General features: G+C 41.8%; 31 protein-coding genes. All 31 read right to left on the bottom strand.

What is annotated here, in order from left to right; translation table 11 throughout:
* Positions 1-12: 12 nt before the first annotated feature.
* Positions 13-1017: a DNA-directed RNA polymerase subunit alpha gene (locus tag NE668_RS09485; RefSeq protein ID WP_004695153.1), complete on the bottom strand. Its 1005-nt coding sequence runs from the start codon at positions 1015-1017 to the stop codon at positions 13-15.
* 70 nt (positions 1018-1087) lie between these two features.
* On the bottom strand, positions 1088-1477 hold the full coding sequence (rpsK, locus tag NE668_RS09480; RefSeq protein WP_004695151.1) for a 30S ribosomal protein S11: 390 nt from the start codon (positions 1475-1477) through the stop codon (positions 1088-1090).
* Between the two features lie 19 nt (positions 1478-1496).
* On the bottom strand, positions 1497-1865 hold the full coding sequence (rpsM, locus tag NE668_RS09475; protein ID WP_004695149.1) for a 30S ribosomal protein S13: 369 nt from the start codon (positions 1863-1865) through the stop codon (positions 1497-1499).
* Between the two features lie 23 nt (positions 1866-1888).
* Positions 1889-2002, bottom strand: a complete 114-nt coding sequence (rpmJ, locus tag NE668_RS09470; protein WP_004695148.1) for a 50S ribosomal protein L36 — start codon at positions 2000-2002, stop codon at positions 1889-1891.
* Between the two features lie 26 nt (positions 2003-2028).
* Positions 2029-2247, bottom strand: a complete 219-nt coding sequence (gene infA, locus NE668_RS09465; RefSeq protein WP_004695147.1) for a translation initiation factor IF-1 — start codon at positions 2245-2247, stop codon at positions 2029-2031.
* 22 nt (positions 2248-2269) lie between these two features.
* Positions 2270-3040, bottom strand: a complete 771-nt coding sequence (map, locus tag NE668_RS09460) for a type I methionyl aminopeptidase (protein ID WP_195394870.1) — start codon at positions 3038-3040, stop codon at positions 2270-2272.
* 3 nt (positions 3041-3043) lie between these two features.
* Complete coding sequence (locus tag NE668_RS09455; RefSeq protein ID WP_004695145.1) at positions 3044-3607, bottom strand: adenylate kinase; 564 nt, start codon at positions 3605-3607, stop codon at positions 3044-3046.
* Positions 3608-3619: 12 nt separating this feature from the next.
* Positions 3620-4882 carry a preprotein translocase subunit SecY gene (gene secY / locus NE668_RS09450; protein WP_004695143.1) on the bottom strand — a complete coding sequence of 421 codons (1263 nt, stop codon included), beginning with the start codon at positions 4880-4882 and terminating at the stop codon, positions 3620-3622.
* A 1-nt stretch (position 4883) separates the two neighbouring features.
* Positions 4884-5330, bottom strand: coding sequence for a 50S ribosomal protein L15 (rplO, locus tag NE668_RS09445; protein WP_004695141.1), 447 nt, complete (start codon positions 5328-5330; stop codon positions 4884-4886).
* A 22-nt stretch (positions 5331-5352) separates the two neighbouring features.
* A complete protein-coding gene (rpmD, locus tag NE668_RS09440; RefSeq protein ID WP_004695138.1) occupies positions 5353-5532 on the bottom strand; it encodes a 50S ribosomal protein L30 in 180 nt (59 codons plus the stop codon).
* Between the two features lie 14 nt (positions 5533-5546).
* Entirely contained in the window at positions 5547-6050 is a 504-nt protein-coding gene (rpsE, locus tag NE668_RS09435) for a 30S ribosomal protein S5 (protein WP_004695136.1), read from the bottom strand.
* Positions 6051-6068: 18 nt separating this feature from the next.
* The gene (rplR, locus tag NE668_RS09430; protein WP_005385510.1) at positions 6069-6449 is read right to left on the bottom strand and encodes a 50S ribosomal protein L18; all 381 of its coding nucleotides are present in this window, start codon (positions 6447-6449) and stop codon (positions 6069-6071) included.
* Positions 6450-6466: 17 nt separating this feature from the next.
* Complete coding sequence (gene rplF / locus NE668_RS09425) at positions 6467-7012, bottom strand: 50S ribosomal protein L6 (protein WP_004695131.1); 546 nt, start codon at positions 7010-7012, stop codon at positions 6467-6469.
* A gap of 24 nt (positions 7013-7036) precedes the next feature.
* A complete protein-coding gene (gene rpsH, locus NE668_RS09420; protein WP_004695128.1) occupies positions 7037-7423 on the bottom strand; it encodes a 30S ribosomal protein S8 in 387 nt (128 codons plus the stop codon).
* A 27-nt stretch (positions 7424-7450) separates the two neighbouring features.
* Positions 7451-7720, bottom strand: coding sequence for a 30S ribosomal protein S14 (gene rpsN, locus NE668_RS09415; RefSeq protein WP_004695122.1), 270 nt, complete (start codon positions 7718-7720; stop codon positions 7451-7453).
* Positions 7721-7736: 16 nt separating this feature from the next.
* Positions 7737-8276, bottom strand: a complete 540-nt coding sequence (gene rplE, locus NE668_RS09410) for a 50S ribosomal protein L5 (protein WP_004695119.1) — start codon at positions 8274-8276, stop codon at positions 7737-7739.
* Between the two features lie 23 nt (positions 8277-8299).
* Complete coding sequence (gene rplX, locus NE668_RS09405) at positions 8300-8620, bottom strand: 50S ribosomal protein L24 (RefSeq protein WP_004695118.1); 321 nt, start codon at positions 8618-8620, stop codon at positions 8300-8302.
* An 18-nt stretch (positions 8621-8638) separates the two neighbouring features.
* Positions 8639-9007: a 50S ribosomal protein L14 gene (gene rplN, locus NE668_RS09400; protein ID WP_004695117.1), complete on the bottom strand. Its 369-nt coding sequence runs from the start codon at positions 9005-9007 to the stop codon at positions 8639-8641.
* Positions 9008-9031: 24 nt separating this feature from the next.
* Positions 9032-9292, bottom strand: a complete 261-nt coding sequence (rpsQ, locus tag NE668_RS09395) for a 30S ribosomal protein S17 (protein ID WP_004695116.1) — start codon at positions 9290-9292, stop codon at positions 9032-9034.
* A 39-nt stretch (positions 9293-9331) separates the two neighbouring features.
* The gene (rpmC, locus tag NE668_RS09390; protein ID WP_004695115.1) at positions 9332-9535 is read right to left on the bottom strand and encodes a 50S ribosomal protein L29; all 204 of its coding nucleotides are present in this window, start codon (positions 9533-9535) and stop codon (positions 9332-9334) included.
* Positions 9525-9962, bottom strand: coding sequence for a 50S ribosomal protein L16 (rplP, locus tag NE668_RS09385; RefSeq protein WP_004695114.1), 438 nt, complete (start codon positions 9960-9962; stop codon positions 9525-9527). The genes rpmC and rplP overlap by 11 nt, the downstream gene beginning before the upstream one ends.
* Complete coding sequence (gene rpsC / locus NE668_RS09380) at positions 9962-10630, bottom strand: 30S ribosomal protein S3 (protein WP_004695113.1); 669 nt, start codon at positions 10628-10630, stop codon at positions 9962-9964. Before rpsC ends, rplP begins: the two co-directional genes overlap by 1 nt.
* Positions 10631-10646: 16 nt before the next feature.
* Positions 10647-10982, bottom strand: coding sequence for a 50S ribosomal protein L22 (gene rplV, locus NE668_RS09375; RefSeq protein WP_004695112.1), 336 nt, complete (start codon positions 10980-10982; stop codon positions 10647-10649).
* Between the two features lie 13 nt (positions 10983-10995).
* The gene (gene rpsS, locus NE668_RS09370) at positions 10996-11277 is read right to left on the bottom strand and encodes a 30S ribosomal protein S19 (protein WP_004695110.1); all 282 of its coding nucleotides are present in this window, start codon (positions 11275-11277) and stop codon (positions 10996-10998) included.
* A 23-nt stretch (positions 11278-11300) separates the two neighbouring features.
* The gene (gene rplB / locus NE668_RS09365) at positions 11301-12131 is read right to left on the bottom strand and encodes a 50S ribosomal protein L2 (RefSeq protein WP_004695109.1); all 831 of its coding nucleotides are present in this window, start codon (positions 12129-12131) and stop codon (positions 11301-11303) included.
* Between the two features lie 26 nt (positions 12132-12157).
* Positions 12158-12442, bottom strand: a complete 285-nt coding sequence (gene rplW / locus NE668_RS09360) for a 50S ribosomal protein L23 (protein ID WP_004695108.1) — start codon at positions 12440-12442, stop codon at positions 12158-12160.
* Positions 12442-13065 (bottom strand): 50S ribosomal protein L4, encoded by a 624-nt coding sequence (rplD, locus tag NE668_RS09355; protein ID WP_004695105.1) that lies wholly within the window; start codon positions 13063-13065, stop codon positions 12442-12444. The genes rplW and rplD overlap by 1 nt, the downstream gene beginning before the upstream one ends.
* 26 nt (positions 13066-13091) lie before the next feature.
* Complete coding sequence (rplC, locus tag NE668_RS09350) at positions 13092-13733, bottom strand: 50S ribosomal protein L3 (RefSeq protein ID WP_004695102.1); 642 nt, start codon at positions 13731-13733, stop codon at positions 13092-13094.
* A gap of 12 nt (positions 13734-13745) precedes the next feature.
* Positions 13746-14057, bottom strand: a complete 312-nt coding sequence (gene rpsJ / locus NE668_RS09345) for a 30S ribosomal protein S10 (RefSeq protein ID WP_004695100.1) — start codon at positions 14055-14057, stop codon at positions 13746-13748.
* Positions 14058-14237: 180 nt separating this feature from the next.
* Positions 14238-15425, bottom strand: coding sequence for an elongation factor Tu (gene tuf, locus NE668_RS09340; RefSeq protein ID WP_012864763.1), 1188 nt, complete (start codon positions 15423-15425; stop codon positions 14238-14240).
* A 50-nt stretch (positions 15426-15475) separates the two neighbouring features.
* Positions 15476-17551, bottom strand: a complete 2076-nt coding sequence (gene fusA, locus NE668_RS09335; RefSeq protein ID WP_227037358.1) for an elongation factor G — start codon at positions 17549-17551, stop codon at positions 15476-15478.
* Positions 17552-17565: the final 14 nt, after the last annotated feature.

Genomic DNA, 17565 nt, shown 5'->3' with positions numbered 1-17565 from the left:
TCGTCTTCCTCCTTATTCGCCTTTTTGTTTAAGTTGAAAACCACCTGGATGATTATTGAGTTTTTCCTCAATTTCATCGATAGATTTTTTACCTAAGTTGCGAACTTTTCCTAAGTCATCAATGGTTTTGTCTAGCAAGTCTGCAATTGTATTAATGCCAGCACGTTTCAAGCAGTTATACGCACGAACAGAGAGTTCCAACTCATCGATGGAAATCTTTGCTGGGCCGTCATCTACAGCTGGTTCTTCATTATCGGAACCTACTGGATCTATAACGATACCGCCTTCACCAGTGTTTACATCTACAACATCTGCAGAATGCGCTAATTTAGTGAAGTTCCCTAAATAACCAATCATAATGGCAGCAGATTTTGCCACTGCATCAGCAGCAGTAATGGAGCCATCAGTCCAAACTTCTAATGTAAGTTTGTCGAAGTCCATTTCATTGCCTACACGAACATCACTCACTTCGTATTTAGCACGAAGAATTGGAGAGAAGATGGAATCGATTGGAATACAACCAATAACATCAGTATCTTTTTTATTCTTCGTTGAAGGAACATAGCCTTTACCTCGTTCGATTACTACGTCCATTACGAGATGAGCTGTCTCATCCATTGTCGCAATCACGAGTTCAGGATTCAATACTTCTACCTCTGGTGGGAATTGTTCAGCTAAATCAGCAGCTGTCAATATTCCATCCTTTTGGAAGTCAAAATGAACTTCCAAAGGTAATTGTGCTTCTTCTTCAACTTTGATGCACAATTGCTTTAAGTTAAGGATGATATCCGTAACGTCTTCGCGAATACCAGGAATAGTAGAGAATTCATGAAGAACTCCATCAATTTTGATAGAGGTGATAGCTGCCCCATCCAAGGATGAAAGCAAAATTCTGCGTAAGCTATTACCGAGAGTGATCCCATAACCACGATCTAATGGTTCACATACGAACTTACCATAACGACCGCCATCGGCGATGTCCACTTTCTCGATTTTAAGTTTCTTTTCTTCGCTCATCAGGAACATCCTCCTATATAACACACGTTCATAGTTAATTATAGCACCGTATCATATCGGTCGCTATAAATTATACACGACGGCGTTTTGGAGGGCGACAACCATTGTGAGGAATTGGAGTTACGTCTTTAATGGAAGTAACTTCAAGACCTGCAGCTTGTAAAGCACGGATTGCAGCTTCACGGCCGGATCCAGGACCTTTTACGAATACTTCAACAGTGCGAAGACCATGTTCCATTGCAGCTTTAGCAGCTTGTTCAGCAGCCATTTGAGCAGCAAATGGAGTGGATTTACGAGAACCACGGAAGCCCAAGCCACCAGCGGAAGCCCAAGACAACGCATTACCGTTTGTATCTGTCAAAGTTACGATAGTGTTATTGAATGTAGAACGAATATGAGCCGCACCGGATTCAATATGTTTCTTTTCTTTTCTTTTAGTTCTAACAACTTTTTTAGCCACGCTTTATCCCTCCTTTATCTTATTTCTTTTTACCAGCAATTGCTTTTCTAGGACCTTTGCGAGTACGTGCATTCGTTTTAGTACGTTGACCACGAAGTGGTAAACCCATACGATGACGTTTGCCTCGATAGGAGTTGATTTCAATTAAGCGTTTAATGTTAAGAGCTTCTTCACGACGAAGGTCACCTTCTACTTTGTAATCAGCATCTAACAATTCACGAATTTTCGCTACTTCATCTTCAGAAAGATCGCGAACGCGTGTGTCAGGATTGATGCCAGTTTTAGCAATAATTTCAGATGCTAAAGTCGGACCAATACCATAAATATAAGTTAAACCAATTTCCACTCGTTTATCACGAGGTAAATCTACACCGGCGATACGTGCCATCTAATCATCCACCTCCTATCAGATTATCCTTGTTTTTGTTTATGTTTTGGATTTTCGCAAATAACCATTACACGGCCTTTGCGTTTAATGATTTTACATTTTTCGCATATCTTTTTAACTGATGGTTGAACCTTCATTAGTACCTCCTTTGTGGACCCTATGCTTATTTAAAGCGATAGGTGATGCGACCACGATTTAAGTCATACGGTGTCAGTTCCATAGTAACTTTATCACCAGGAAGAATACGGATAAAATTCATACGCATTTTGCCTGACACATGAGCCAATACGATATGACCATTTTCCAATTCAACTTGGAACATGGCATTCGGTAATGCCTCAACGACCGTACCTTCCACCTCAATAACGTCTTCTTTTGACATATCTTTTCCTCCGGTTACCTGTTTATTTAATTAACCGCGGTTCTTCCCGCATAGTTAATATTTCAGGGCCGTTTTCTGTAACAACCACTGTATGTTCGAAATGAGCAGCAGGTTTACCATCTACTGTAACTGCTGTCCAGTCATCCCCTAATACACGAACACGATGTGTCCCTAGAGTTATCATCGGTTCAATACACAATACCATACCTGGTTTCATAAGAGGTCCTTGTTCAGGACTACCATAGTTTGGTATTTGCGGATCTTCATGCATTTCGCGGCCTAAACCATGGCCTACGAAGTCGCGTACGACACCGTAACCATGTTTCTCACAATACGTTTGAACAGCGTGACCGATAGCACCAATACGGTTACCGACTTTCACTTGTTCAATTCCCTTGAACAGACTTTCCTCTGTAACTTTTAACAATTTCATCACATCGGGTTTGACGTGACCAATAGGAATCGTCACAGCCGAATCGCCATGATATCCATCAATAGATGATACTAGATCAATACTGAGGACATCGCCGTTTTTAAGCTTACGCTTAGCGCTCGGAATACCATGAACGACTTCTTCGTTAATAGAAGCACAGATTGTAGCGGGGAATCCATAGTACCCTTTACAACTTGGTATACCACCGTGGCTGCGAATATATTCTTCGGCAATTGTATCTAACTCAAGCGTCGTGATGCCAGGTTTAGCCTTTTTTACTAACAAGGACAACGTGTCTGCTGTAAGCTTACTTGCCTTGCGGATACATTCAATCTCATGGGGCGATTTTAAAATAATCATAGATTATTTCTCCAACGCCTTAATGATGTCAGCAAATACTGCGTCTACATCTTGTAAACCATTAATTTCTTGATATAATCCGCTATTGCGATAGTAATCAATTAACGGTTTAGTAGATTCTTCGTACACAGCTAGACGTTTCTGTACTGTTTCAGGGTTATCATCAGCACGATTTTCTAGAACAGCTCGTTCGCTAATACGTTTAACCAATTCCTCGGAAGGAACGTTTAAGTTAAGTACAGCGTCCAAAGAAATTCCTAATTCTTTAAGGATTGCATCCAAGGATACAGCTTGCGCTGTAGTTCTTGGAAATCCATCAAGAATAAATCCAGATTTGCAGTCATCTTTCACCAAGCGATCACGTACGATACCAACAGTTACACTGTCTGGTACCAATTGACCAGCATCGATGTATTTCTTAGCCTCAACTCCAAGAGGTGTTTCGTTCTTAATCGCAGCGCGGAACATATCACCTGTTGAAATTTGGGGAATACCGTATTTTTCAATAAGTCGAGCTGCCTGAGTGCCTTTACCTGCACCAGGAGGTCCCATTAATAAAATATACATATCGTTTCCCTCCTATTTCACAAAGCCTTTATAGTGGCGTGTTACCATGAGCGACTCAATTTGTTGCATTGTATCAAGTGCTACACCTACAACAATAAGAAGAGCCGTACCACCAAAGTATACGCCTTGGACGCCGGTTATACTACCGAGGAAATTCGGTATAATAGCAACGACAGCTAAGAATACAGCGCCAGCCAAAGTGATCTTGGTCATCACGTTATCCACATAATCAGCAGTTGGTTTACCCGCACGAATACCTGGGATAAAACCACCGTATTTTTTCATATTATCTGCCATATCTGTAATGTTGATAGAGATTGCAGTATAGAAATACGTAAAGATAAAGATCAATATCGCATACAATGCCGTTTGTAACGGCGTCCCCCATGTAAATAAATCAGCAGCTTTATGAACAAATTCATTGTCAATAAATTGTGCAATTGTTACAGGGAACATCAACACAGATGACGCAAAGATAATTGGGATTACACCTGCCTGATTGACTTTCAACGGCAAGAATGTAGAGTGACCACCGTACATTTTACGCCCTACTACGCGTTTTGCGTATTGGATAGGAATGCGACGTTGGCCTTGTGTAACTGCCACTACGACAGCGATCATCGCAAGTGCAATTACAGCAAATAAGAATGCTTGGAACATGTTAATGGTTCCGTTTTGGATATATTGATAAATAGTTTCGAGACCATCTGGCAATCGAGCTACGATACCAGCAAAGATGATCAAGGAAATACCATTACCTATACCATATGCTGTGATTTGCTCCCCAATCCACATCAACAAACATGTGCCTGCTGTGAGGATGATGGCCACAACGAATACGCTAAGGAAATCATTATTTACCAAAGCGTTGTTTGCTCTAAGAGCAAATGCCATACCAGCGGCTTGTACAAAGCCAAGGACTACGGTGCCATAACGAGTTACCTTCGCTATTTTCTTACGCCCGTCTTCACCATCTTTACTCCATGCTTCAAACTGAGGAACTACAGACTGAAGCAGTTGCATGATGATGGAAGCATTAATGTAAGGGGTAATACTCATCGCAAAGATAGAGAACTTACTTAGCGCACCACCAGCAAACAAGTCTAATAGACCAAATAGGTTACCGGATGTAAACAAGGATTCGATAACAGATGCATCTACACCTGGTACTGGGATGTGAATGCCGGCTCTAAACACAGCAAACATCATCAATGTGTACAAAATCTTGTTACGTAACTCAGTAATCTTAAAGATGTTCGAGAGGCTATCTAGCACCCTAGATCACCTCAACTTTTCCGCCTGCTGCTGTGATTTTTTCTTCAGCAGCTTTAGTGAAGCCATTAGCGATAACAGTCAAGTTTTTAGTTTCCAATGTGCCGTTACCTAAAATACGAATACCATCGCGTACATTTTTCAAAATGCCAGCTTCAATAAGAGCTACTGGATCAACTGTTGCACCATCTTCAAAGCGATTTAATTGTGCTACGTTAACTTCAGCATATTGTTTAGCAAAAACGCTGTTGTTGAAACCGCGTTTTGGTAAACGACGATAAAGAGGCATTTGGCCGCCTTCAAAACCGGAGCGAACGCCACCGCCAGAACGGGAGTTTTGACCTTTTTGACCACGACCAGATGTTTTACCCAAGCCAGAACCTAAACCACGGCCTACACGAGTACGAGTTTTTTTAGAACCAGCTGCTGGTTGTAATTCATGAAGTTTCATTCAGTGCACCTCCTTATCAGTATTAAACTTCTTCAACTTTTACTAAATGTCTAACTTTATGAAGCATACCTTCGATTTGAGGTGTTACTTCTTTTACGACTTGAGAATTAGTTTTTTTCAAGCCCAAAGCTTTAACTGTCGCGCGTTGATCTTCAGGACGACCGATTAAGCTTCTTGTTAATGTTACTTTAACTTGTGCCATTTCTTGTCTCCTTATTACGCGTTATAGATTTCTTCAACGGTTTTACCACGAAGCTCAGCAACTTCGCTAGCGCGTTTCAAATCTTTCAAACCTTCGATTGTAGCGCGAACCATATTGTTAGGGTTAGAAGAACCCAAAGATTTAGTCAAGATGTTACGAACACCTACTAATTCCAATACGGCACGAACAGGGCCACCAGCGATAACGCCAGTACCTTCAGCAGCTGGTTTCAAGAATACGCGGCCTGCACCGAATACGCCTGTTACGCTGTGAGGGATTGTACCATTTTTAATAGCTACGTTTACAATATTTTTCTTAGCATCATCGATACCTTTGCGAATTGCTTCTGGTACTTCCGCTGCTTTACCTAAGCCAACGCCTACATAACCGTTGCCATCACCAACAACTACAAGAGCGCTGAAGGAAAAACGACGACCGCCTTTAACTACTTTGGCTACGCGGTTGATGAATACTACTCTTTCTTTAAGATCAAGACTGGTGTAGTCAATTCTCGCCATGTCTATAGTTCCTCCTTCTTAGAATTTTAAGCCTGCTTCACGAGCACCTTCTGCAAGGGCTGCTACGCGGCCGTGGTAAATGTAACCACCACGGTCAAACACTACAGTGTCAATGCCTTTAGCGATAGCTTTTTTAGCAACTGCTTCACCAACAGCTTTAGCAGCAGCTACGTTACCACCATAGGATAAGTTCAAATCTTTATCTAAAGAGCTAGCAGCAACCAAAGTTGTACCTGCTACGTCATCGATTACTTGTGCGTAAATGTTGCTCAAAGAACGGTAAACGTTCAAACGTGGGCAAGTTGCCGTACCAGAGATGTGACGGCGAATACGAAGATGACGTTTTGCTCGAGCGATATTTCTACTAGATTTACGAGGCAAGATATTCACTCCTTTCATTCATATAGATGATATTACTATTTACCTTTTGCACCAGCTTTACCAGCTTTGCGACGAACAACTTCGCCTTCATAGCGGATACCTTTACCTTTGTAAGGTTCAGGTTTTCTCCATTTACGGATATCAGCTGCTACTGCACCTACAACTTCTTTGTCTGCACCAGACACAACGATTTTGTTAGGAGCTGGAACGTCGATTGTAATACCAGCTGGAGCTTCCATTTCTACTGGATGAGAGAAGCCAAGTGTAAGAGCTAATTTATTGCCTTGTTTAGCCGCTCTGTAACCAACACCGTTGATTTCAAGAGTTTTTGTAAATCCTTCAGATACGCCTGTTACCATATTAGCAACAAGAGCGCGAGTCAAACCGTGAAGGGAACGATGATTTTTATCGTCGGAAGGACGAGTTACTGTGATTGTGTTACCTTCTACAGTGATATTCATATCTGGATGCAAATCGCGAGATAATTCACCTTTAGGGCCTTTTACGTTCATATGATGGTTATCATATGTAACAGTAACGCCTGCAGGGATCTCGATAGGCATTCTACCGATACGTGACATTATTTCTACCTCCTATTGCTACTATTACCAAACGTATGCGATTACTTCGCCACCAAGACCTTCTTTACGAGCTTGTTTGTCGCTCATAACGCCTTTGGACGTAGAAATAACTGCGATACCCAAACCACCAAGTACACGAGGAAGTTCTTCCTTTTTCGCGTAAACACGTAAACCTGGTTTGGAAATACGTTTAATTCCTGTAATAACTTTCTCGTTATTGGAACCATATTTCAAAGTTACTTTTAAAGTGTTTTCTTCTTTTTCAACGTTCTTTACAAAGCCTTCTTGTAAAAGGATGTCAAGAACGGCTGCTTTCATTCTAGATGCAGGAATGTTTACCGTTTCATGAAGTGCAGCGTTTGCATTACGGATGCGCGTAAGCATATCCGCGATAGGATCGGTCATTACCATAATCTAAAAACCTCCTCTCGTCTAATATTACCAGCTGGCTTTTTTAACACCAGGAATTTGTCCTTTGTACGCCAATTCACGGAACGCAATACGGCTGATACCGAATTTACGCATATAGCCGTGAGGACGACCAGTTAAGTTGCAACGGTTGTGCAAGCGTGTTGGGGATGCATTTGCTGGTAATTTGGATAAGCCTTCATAATCACCTGCTGCTTTTAACGCTTCACGTTTAGCTGCATATTTTTCAACGATTTTAGCGCGTTTCTTTTCGCGTTCAATCATAGATTTTTTAGCCATCTATATGTTCCTCCTATTATTTTTCAAAAGGCATACCGAATTGAGTCAACAATTCACGAGCTTCTTCATCTGTCTTAGCACTTGTTACGATAATGATATCCATACCAGTAACACGTTCTACCTGATCATATTCGATTTCAGGGAAGATGAGCTGTTCTTTAAGACCCAAAGCGTAGTTACCACGGCCATCGAATGCAGTAGCGCTGATACCGCGGAAGTCACGTACACGAGGTAATGCCGCATTGATCAATCTATCAAGGAATTCATACATGCGTTCGCCACGAAGAGTAACTTTTGTACCCAACGCCATGCCTTCACGAACTTTGAAGTTCGCAATGGATTTTTTAGCTTTTGTGATAACAGGTTTTTGACCAGCAATAATAGTCAAGTCATTAACTGCTGCTTCCAATGCTTTTGCATTGCCTACTGCATCACCTACGCCGATGTTGATAACGATTTTTTCCAATTTAGGAATTTCCATTACATTGCCGTATTGGAATTTTTCTTGCATACTCTTTTTGATTTCAGAGTTGTATTGTTCAAACAAACGAGACATTTATGTAGCTCCTCCTTTCCTGATTATTTAAGTACTGTACCGGATTTAACAGTAGCGCGAACGAATTTACCGTCCTTGCCTTCTACCTTTTTGATACGAGTAGCTGTTTTAGTTTCTGGGTCGACAACCATTACGTTAGAAACATGAATGCCAGCTTCTTTAGTAACGATGCCGCCTTGTGGGTTAGCTTGGGAAGGTTTTGTGTGACGTTTTACAGTGTTAACGCCTTCAACAAATACGCGTTCTTTTTTAGGTTCAGTTGCGATAACTGTACCTTGCTTACCTTTATCTTTACCGGAGATAACAACAACTGTATCGCCTTTTTTGATTTGTAGCTTAGCCATATGCTGCGTTCCTCCTTCTTATAATACTTCTGGAGCCAAAGAAACGATTTTCATGAAGTCTTTTTCACGAAGTTCTCTAGCTACAGGTCCAAAGATACGAGTACCACGAGGGGTCTTGTCATCTTTAATAACTACTGCTGCGTTTTCATCGAAACGAATATAGGAACCGTCTTGACGGCGGATACCTTTTTTAGAACGAACAATAACAGCTTTAACTACGTCGCCTTTCTTGACAACGCCACCGGGTGATGCATCTTTTACAGAAGCAACGATTACGTCACCGATATTGCCGAATTTGCGATAAGAACCGCCCATGACTTGGATGCACATAATACGTTTAGCACCAGTGTTGTCGGCAACATTCAAAATTGTTTGTTGCTGGATCATCGTCTATTCCTCCTTACATCACTCTTATTTTTGTCTTTCAAGAATTTCAACAACTCTCCAACATTTATCTTTAGAAAGTGGACGAGTTTCTACAATTTTAACTGTATCGCCAATTTGACACTCATTATTTTCATCATGAGCTTTGAAGCGTTTTGTGCTAACCATTGGCTTGTTATATAATGCGTGAGGTACTTTACGTTCAACAGCAACAACAACAGTTTTGTCCATTTTGTCGCTAACAACTTTACCTACGCGGACTTTACGTACGTTTCTTTCTTCTGCCACGATTTTAAGCCTCCTTTTCAAACTTTAACAAATCTGTTATTATGCGTTTTCAGATTTAAGTTCAACTTCACGTTGTACAGTTTTAATACGAGCGATTGTCTTCTTAACTTCACGAATGCGCATAGGATTTTCTAATTGACCTGTTGCAAGCTGAAAACGGAGGTTAAATAACTCTTCCTTAAGACCGGAAACTTTTTGTTCCATTTCGGCAGCGCTCATATTGCGAATGTCATTAACCTTCATTTACGTCACCACCCAATTCTTTACCCTTAACAACAAATTTGCATTTGATTGGAAGTTTATGGCTTGCAAGACGCATAGCTTCACGAGCTGTAGCTTCTGGCACACCGTCCATTTCAAACATTACACGACCTGGTTTAACCACTGCTACCCAGTATTCAGGAGAACCTTTACCGGAACCCATACGAGTACCAGCTGGTTTAGCTGTGATTGGTTTGTCAGGGAAAATTTTAATCCATACTTTACCACCACGTTTGATATAACGAGTCATAGCAATACGGGCAGCTTCGATTTGACGGTTAGTGATCCAAGATGGTTCGCATGCTACCAAGCCGAACTCACCATGAGACACTGTATTACCGCGCATAGCACGACCTTTCATACGGCCGCGGAATTGCTTACGATGTTTTACGCGCTTTGGAATAAGCATTACTTGCCACCTTCTTCCTTCTTAGCAGGTGCTTGTTTTGCTTCTGGCAAAACTTCACCTTTGTAAATCCATACTTTAATGCCGATACAACCATATGTTGTATGAGCTTCAGCAGTACCGTAGTCGATGTCTGCACGAAGTGTATGCAAAGGAATAGAACCTTCACGATAGGATTCGCTACGAGCGATTTCAGCACCGCCAAGACGACCGCTTACCATGATTTTAATACCTTTTGCACCTAAGCGCATTGTACGACCTACAGCTTGTTTCATTGCACGACGGAAGCCGATACGACGTTCCAATTGGCCCGCAATGTTTTCAGCAACTAATGTTGCATCCATGTCTGCTTGTTTAATTTCTGCAATGTTAACGTCCACTTGTTTATCAGTGAAACGAGTCATTGCTTTTTTGATATCTTCGATACCAGCACCACCACGACCGATAACCATACCTGGTTTCGCAGTGTGGATAGTCAATTTAATACGTTTATTTGTACGCTCGATTTCAATGCGGGAAATACCAGCAATGAAAAGGGTTTCTTTCAAGAAGTTACGAATTTTTACGTCTTCATGAAGATTAGCAGCGAAATCTTTATCTGCATACCATTTTGCGTCCCAATCTTTTACGATACCGACACGCAAACCGTGTGGATTAACTTTTTGACCCACTCTGTTTCCCTCCTTCTTAAGCTCTTTCTTTAACTACTACTGTTACGTGGCTAGTACGTTTCAAAATTTTGAAAGCTTGACCACGGGAACGAGGATGAATGCGTTTTAATGTAGGGCCTTGATCAACGAAGATCTCGGATACGTAAAGATTGTCAACATTCATATCGAAATTATGTTCAGCGTTTGCGATTGCAGAACGCATAACTTTTTCTACTACATCAGCGCCAACTTTCGGAGTGAACTTCAAGATGGCAAATGCTTCGCCGATGTTTTTACCGCGCACTAAATCTGCAACGATACGGATTTTACGAGGCGCGATTCGGATATGTCTAGCGATTGCTTTTGCTTCCATGTATTATTTCCTCCTATTTTTTGCCTGTAGATTTTTCGTCCTTACCATGACCTCTATAAGTACGTGTAGGAGCGAACTCACCTAATTTATGACCTACCATATCTTCTGTAATGAATACAGGTACATGTTTGCGACCATCATGCACAGCAATTGTGTGGCCTACAAAACTTGGGATAATAGTAGAGGCACGGGACCAGGTTTTTACAACTTTCTTTTCGTTAGTTTCGTTTAAAGCTTCAACTTTCTTAAGCAAATGATCTGCTACGAAAGGGCCTTTTTTAATAGATCTGGACACTATTTTATCTCCTTTCCTTTATCCTATTTTGTACGACGTTTAATAATTAAGCTGTTAGAAGCTTTTTTCTTGTCGCGAGTTTTAACACCATGTGCTGGTTTGCCCCAAGGTGTAACAGGATGTTTACGACCAACAGGAGATTTACCTTCACCACCACCATGTGGATGGTCACAAGGGTTCATTACAACACCACGGTTGCCAGGGCGAACACCCATCCAACGATGACGACCAGCTTTACCAATTACAAGGTTGCTGTGGTCAGCGTTACCAACAACACCAATTGTTGCACGGCACTCTTGACGAACACGACGCATTTCACCAGATGGTAAACGAAGAATAGCGTAGCCATTATCTTTACCCATCAATTGAGCAGATGTACCAGCGGAACGAACGATTTGACCACCTTTACCGATTTTCAATTCGATATTGTGGATTTGTGTACCGTCTGGAATATTAGCCAATGGTAAGCAGTTACCAGGTTTAATATCAGACTCAGGACCGGAGAATACAACGTCACCAACTTTTAGACCGTTAGGAGCTAAAATGTAGCGTTTTTCACCATCAGCGTAGTTAAGCAAAGCGATACGAGAAGAACGGTTAGGATCATACTCAATTGTTGCTACTTTAGCTGGAATATTATCTTTAGTACGTTTGAAGTCAATAATACGGTATTGACGTTTGTGACCGCCACCTTGGTGACGAACTGTCATTTTACCAGTATTGTTACGACCACCTTTTTGAGAAATCTTAGCGAGCAAGGATTTTTCTGGTTTGCTTGCTGTGATTTCGTCGAAGGCGGATACTGTCATAAACCGGCGACCAGCGGAGTACGGTTTAAATGATTTAATTGCCATTAGTGGGCCTCCTTACAACTAGACTCTTAGACACCTTCAAAGAATTCAATGGATTCGCCAGCTTTTAAGGTTACGATAGCTTTTTTATAATCGCTACGTTTACCTTGTGTACGACCCATGCGTTTAGTCTTACCTAAAACACGAATAGTAGCTACTTTTTCTACTTTTACATTGAAGATTTTTTCAACTGCTTGACGGATTTGCACTTTATTTGCAGTCAAAGGCACACGGAAAGTGTATTTGCCTTCTTCCATAAGCATAGTGGATTTTTCGGTAATAACCGGGCGGATTAGTACATCATGTAATTGCATTATCCGAGCACCTCCTCGATTTTTGCGACAGCGCCTTTAGTAATGAAGAGCTTATCGTAATGAAGAAGATCGAAAATGTTCATACCTTCGCAAGCCAAAGCTTTAACACCTTGGATATTACGAGCGGAACGTTCAACATTTACATCACCTTCAGTGATGAACAATACTTTTGCATCACCAACGTTGAAGCTGTTAATAATGTTCAACACTTCTTTTGTTTTAGGAGCTGCTAATGTGATTTCTTCCAAAACGTATAATTCGCTATTATTCACTTTATCGCTAAGAGCAGATTTAACTGCTAAACGTCTAGCCTTACGAGGCATAGCTTTGTAATAGCTGCGAGGTTGTGGACCAAATGTAGTACCACCACCGATCCAGATTGGGGAACGGCTGGAGCCTGCACGAGCACGGCCAGTACCTTTTTGTTTCCAAGGTTTGCGGCCACCGCCACGAACCATACCTCTAGTTTTTGTTGCATGTGTGCCGAGACGTTCGTTAGACAATTGACGAACTACGGCTTGATGCATTACGGCTTCGTTAACTTCAACGCCGAATACTGCATCGTTTAACTGTATTTCACCGACTTTAACGCCGGATTGATTATATGTTGCTACTGTAGGCATTACATAATCCTCCTTTCGACAAATGATTATTTAACAGGTTTAACCGTGTTGCGAACCATAACCAAGCTACCTTTAGCGCCTGGGATACCACCTTTAACCAATAAAAGGTTACGTTCAGCATCAACTTTCACAACGGATAAGCGTTGTACGGTAACTCTGTAACCACCCATTTGTCCAGGGAGTTTTTTACCTTTGTATACCTTACCGCCGCCACCGGAGATCATAGGACCGATGGAACCAGGTTCACGGTGAGATTTAGAACCATGAGTTTCAGGACCACGGGAGAAGTTATGGCGTTTAATTGTGCCAGCAAAACCCTTACCTTTACCTGTACCCACTACGTCCACCAATTCACCTTCTGCGAAGATATCAGCTGCCAGAGTTTGGCCTACTGTGTAGTCAGCTGCATTAGCTACGCGAACTTCGCGAAGATATTTCACTGGAGCTACGCCAGCTTTGTCGAACTGACCTTTTACAGGTTTTGTTAAATGTTTTTCTTTAATGGAACCGTAACCAATTTGTACTGCTTCGTAGCCGTCTGTTTCTACAGTCTTTACGCGCACTACAACGCTTGGGGTAGTTTCCACTACTGTTACAGGAACTAATTGGCCTTCAGCTGTGAAGACTTGTGTCATTCCTAATTTTTTACCCAAAATAGCTTTAGACATTATCGCACCTCCTTATAGTTTTATTTCAATAGATACACCAGCTGGTAAATCTAAACGAGTGATAGCATCTACTGTTTTCGAATTTGGTTCAAGAATATCGATTAAGCGTTTATGTGTACGCATTTCGAATTGTTCACGAGAATCTTTGTTTACGTGTACAGAACGAAGAATTGTGAAGATATTCTTTTCTGTTGGCAATGGAATCGGACCAGATACCATAGCGCCATTTCTTTTTGCAGTGTCTACGATCTTAGCAGCGCTTTGATCGAGAGCTTTGTGGTCGTATGCCTTAAGGCGAATACGGATTTTTTGCTGTTTAGCCATTATTAATAATTCCTCCTGTCGTCCATTTCGTGAATGGGCTGCTCCATAGAAATTCTCCTCCGCAGAGGCAACCTTCTACTTCATAGTTTAAAAACACAACACGAGAGCGGCATTATCTGCCGCTCTGAGTGCTGCATGTATTGTGCTCAACGCATTCTACGATGAGCATAAAAGGTTAAATTAACCTTCGATTTCTGTTACTACGCCAGCGCCTACTGTATGGCCACCTTCGCGGATCGCAAAGCGAAGACCTTCTTCGATAGCGATTGGAGTAATCAATTCGATTTCCATTGTTACGTTATCGCCAGGCATACACATTTCTACACCTTCAGGAAGGTTTACAACACCTGTTACGTCTGTTGTACGGAAGTAGAATTGTGGACGGTAGTTGGAGAAGAATGGAGTATGACGGCCACCTTCTTCTTTAGTCAATACGTATACTTCTGCTTTGAATTTTGTGTGTGGGTTGATGGAGCCTGGTTTAGCCAATACTTGACCACGTTCGATGTCTTTACGATCAACACCACGAAGCAATGCACCTACGTTGTCACCTGCTACTGCAGAATCCAACACTTTACGGAACATTTCAAGACCTGTTACTACATATTGTTCAGCTTTTTCTTTCAAGCCTACTACTTCAACAGTATCACCAACGTTTACTTGACCACGTTCAACACGGCCAGTTGCTACTGTACCACGACCAGTGATTGTGAAAACGTCTTCCACAGGCATCAAGAATGGTTTATCAGTATCACGAACTGGTGTTGGGATGTAGGAGTCTACAGCGTCCATCAATTCGTCAATTTTAGCTACATATTGAGCGTCGCCTTCCAAAGCTTTCAACGCGGAACCTACAACGATAGGTACTTCGTCGCCAGGGAATTCGTAGGAAGAAAGAAGTTCACGAACTTCCATTTCTACCAATTCGATCAATTCTTCATCGTCAACCATGTCAGCTTTGTTCAAGAATACTACGATTGCAGGAACACCAACTTGGCGAGCCAACAAGATGTGTTCGCGAGTTTGAGGCATAGGGCCGTCAGCTGCGGATACAACCAAGATAGCGCCGTCCATTTGAGCCGCACCAGTAATCATGTTTTTAACATAGTCAGCATGGCCTGGGCAGTCAACGTGTGCATAGTGACGGTTAGCAGTTTCATACTCAACGTGTGCAGTGTTGATTGTGATACCGCGTTCGCGTTCTTCTGGAGCTTTATCGATCATGCTGTAATCTTGGAAGTCAGCTTGACCTTTTTCAGCCAATACTTTAGTGATTGCAGCAGTCAAAGTAGTTTTACCATGGTCAACGTGACCGATTGTACCGATGTTAACATGCGGTTTCGTACGTTCAAATTTTTCTTTTGCCATTTTAAATTATCCTCCGAGGAAAATAGTAATTCTATTAATCTAATATGAGATTAACCGTTTTTCTTTGCTTGAATTTCTTCAGCAATTTTCTTAGGAACTTCTTCGTAATGATCGAATGTCATGGAGTAGTTACCACGGCCTTGCGTTTTGGAACGAAGGTCAGTTGCGTAACCGAACATTTCGCTCAATGGAACATATGCTTTGATATGTTGGGAACCATTACGAGCTTCCATGCCGTCCATGCGACCACGACGAGAGTTCAAGTCACCGATAACGTCGCCCATATATTCTTCAGGAACGTCTACTTCTACAGCCATGTATGGTTCAAGCAATGCAGGATCTGCTTTGCGAGCACCTTCTTTGAAGCCCATAGAACCAGCAATTTTGAAGGCCATTTCGTTGGAGTCAACGTCATGGTAGGAACCATCAAATACGATAACTTTAACATCAACCATAGGGTACCCAGCGATAACACCGGATTCCATAGCTTCTTTAACACCGCTTTCAACAGGTCCGATGTATTCACGAGGAATCGCACCACCTACAACCTTGTTTTCAAACTCGAAGCCAGCACCTGGTTCTTGAGGAATCAATTCCAACCAGCAGTGACCATATTGACCACGACCACCAGATTGACGTACGAATTTACCTTCAGCCTTAACAGCTTTACGGATAGTTTCGCGGTATGCTACTTGAGGTTTACCTACGTTACAATCTACTTTGAATTCACGGTTCATACGGTCAACGATGATATCCAAGTGAAGTTCGCCCATACCGGAGATAATAGTTTGACCTGTTTCTTCATCAGTACGAACTTTGAAAGTAGGATCTTCTTCTGCCAAACGAGCAAGAGCTGTACCCATTTTTTCTTGGTCAGCTTTTGTTTTAGGTTCAACAGCAACGGAGATAACTGGTTCAGGGAATTCCATGGACTCAAGAATTACAGGAAATTTTTCATCACACAATGTGTCGCCTGTAGTAGTATCCTTTAAGCCAACCGCCGCAGCGATGTCACCAGAATATACGCGTTCGATTTCTTTACGGGAGTTAGCGTGCATTTGAAGAATACGACCGATACGTTCTTTTTTACCTTTAGTGGAGTTGAAAACGTAGGAGCCAGATTCCAATGTACCGGAGTACACACGGAAGAACGCTAATTTACCAACATAAGGGTCAGCCATGATTTTGAATGCCAGCGCAGAGAATGGTTCTTCATCGGAAGAAGGACGAGTTGTTTCTTCTTCAGTACCAGGAACAACACCCTTAATAGGTGGGATATCGATTGGAGCTGGCATGTAATCGATAACAGCATCCAATAACATTTGAACACCTTTATTTTTATAGGAAGAACCGCAAAGAACTGGGAATAATTGGTTAGCAATAACAGCTTTACGCAATGCCGCTTTCAATTCTTCCACAGAAATTTCTTCGCCTTCCAAATATTTCATCATGATATCATCATCTGTTTCAGCGATAGCATCGATCATCATTTCGCGACGAGCTTCTGCTACTTCTTGATATTCAGCAGGGATATCAGTGATTTCATATTCTTTACCGTCATCGGATTTATAAATTTCCGCTTTCATAGTCATCAAGTCAATGATGCCTTCAAAAGTATCTTCAGCACCGATTGGTACTTGAATAGCTACGGAATTTGCACCCAAACGAGCTTTCATCATGTCAACTACGTTGAAGAAGTCAGCACCTACAGTATCCATCTTATTTACATAAGCGATACGAGGTACGCCGTAGTTAGAAGCCTGACGCCATACTGTTTCGGATTGAGGTTCAACGCCACCTTTAGCACTGAACACCGCAACAGAACCGTCAAGTACACGTAGAGAACGTTCTACTTCTACAGTAAAGTCAACGTGACCAGGAGTATCGATGATATTGATACGATGTTCTTTCCATTGACAAGTTGTTGCAGCAGAAGTGATTGTGATACCACGTTCTTGCTCTTGCTCCATCCAGTCCATCGTAGCAGCGCCTTCATGTACTTCGCCGATCTTGTGAACGATACCTGTATAGTAGAGGATACGTTCTGTAGTTGTTGTTTTACCAGCATCGATGTGAGCCATGATACCGATATTACGAGTTTTTGCTAAGGAAAACTCTCTTGCCACAGTTGTCACCTCTT

Origin of the sequence: Veillonella parvula, assembly GCF_024461875.1 — a bacterium.
Classification (GTDB): domain Bacteria; phylum Bacillota; class Negativicutes; order Veillonellales; family Veillonellaceae; genus Veillonella; species Veillonella parvula_I.
The sequence above is the reverse complement of the archived record's forward strand: the minus strand, read 5'-3'. Positions and strand labels throughout refer to the sequence as shown.